Source organism: Mesorhizobium sp. M4A.F.Ca.ET.020.02.1.1 (genome assembly GCF_004022645.1).
Lineage (GTDB): Bacteria > Pseudomonadota > Alphaproteobacteria > Rhizobiales > Rhizobiaceae > Mesorhizobium.
Map to the genome: position 1 here is coordinate 1 of NZ_RZOI01001087.1, position 1398 is coordinate 1398.

The window sequence follows — 1398 nt, forward strand, 5'->3', positions numbered from 1 at the left end:
CCCCTCATCCGTCGCCTTCGGCGACACCTTCTCCCACAAGGGGAGAAGGGAGAGCGCTGCCGCCAATTGACTCTTTTACCAAACCGCGTAAAAGCCCGCTTCGAACGGGATTGTTCTTCGATGCGCGGCCTTCTGATGGCTCTTCTTGCATTCGATGCCCCCAGCCACGATGCACGGCATCGGGCCGGGCGCTTCGGCGCGCCTGCCCGTTCCAGCAAAACTACGGCCAAAACCACCACCAAAACGGTGTGATTCCCTTGGCCTAACCACCCTCTCCCGGGTTCGGCCCGGGGGACGGAACCCGCATGAGGCCAGCGGGTTTTCTCCAACCAAGCGGAGAGGGACAGGAGATCTTTATGAGTTTCAAGGTTGCGGTAGTCGGCGCCACGGGCAATGTGGGCCGCGAAATGCTCAACATTCTGGATGAGCGCGGCTTTCCGGTAAGCGAAGTGGTGGCGCTGGCCTCGCGGCGCAGCCAGGGCACCGAAGTGTCCTTCGGCGACCGCACGCTGAAGGTCAAGGCGCTCGACACCTATGACTTTTCCGACACCGACATCTGTGTCATGTCGGCCGGCGGCAACGTCTCCAAGGAATGGTCGCCGAAGATCGGCAAGCAGGGCTGCGTCGTCATCGATAATTCGTCCGCCTTCCGCTATGACCCGGACGTGCCGCTGATCGTGCCGGAAGTGAACCCGGACGCGGTGGAACTGTTCTCGCGCAAGAACATCATCGCCAACCCGAACTGCTCGACGGCGCAGCTGGTCGTGGCGCTGAAGCCGCTGCATGACGCGGCGACCATCAAGCGCGTCGTTGTCGCCACTTACCAGTCGGTCTCCGGCGCCGGCAAGGAAGGCATGGACGAGCTGTTCACCCAGACCCGCGCCGTCTTCGTCGCCGACCAGGTCGACGTCAAGAAGTTCACCAAGCGCATCGCCTTCAACGTCATTCCGCATATCGACGTCTTCCTCGACGACGGCTTCACCAAGGAAGAGTGGAAGATGGTGGCCGAGACCAAGAAGATGCTCGACCCCAAGATCAAGTTGACGGCGACCTGCGTGCGCGTGCCGGTGTTCATCGGCCACTCGGAAGCGGTCAACATCGAGTTCGAAAAGCCGATCACGGCCGACGAGGCGCGCGAGCTCCTGCGCGAGGCGCCGGGCTGCCAGGTCTTGGACAAGCGCGAGAACGGCGGCTACATCACGCCGCTCGAATCGGCCGGCGAGGACGCCACCTTCATCTCGCGCATCCGCGAGGATTCGACCGTCGACAACGGCCTGTCGATGTGGGTCGTCTCCGACAATCTGCGCAAGGGCGCGGCGCTGAACGCGGTGCAGATCGCCGAACTTCTGGTCGAGCGGGGCCTGATCCAGCCGAAGAAGAAGGCGGCATAATCTCGCT

The 1398-nt window shown here is 62.7% G+C and carries 2 protein-coding genes; both read left to right on the top strand.

Translation table 11 applies throughout. The annotated features are described in order from the left end of the window. Positions 1 to 252, top strand: a 252-nt coding sequence (locus EN742_RS38880; RefSeq protein WP_210214510.1) for a hypothetical protein, incomplete at its 5' end; no start/stop codon positions are given. Between the two features lie 104 nt (positions 253 to 356). Further along, positions 357 to 1391: an aspartate-semialdehyde dehydrogenase gene (locus EN742_RS35040; RefSeq protein ID WP_126057397.1), complete on the top strand. Its 1035-nt coding sequence runs from the start codon at positions 357 to 359 to the stop codon at positions 1389 to 1391. The last annotated feature ends 7 nt before the right edge of the window (positions 1392 to 1398 follow it).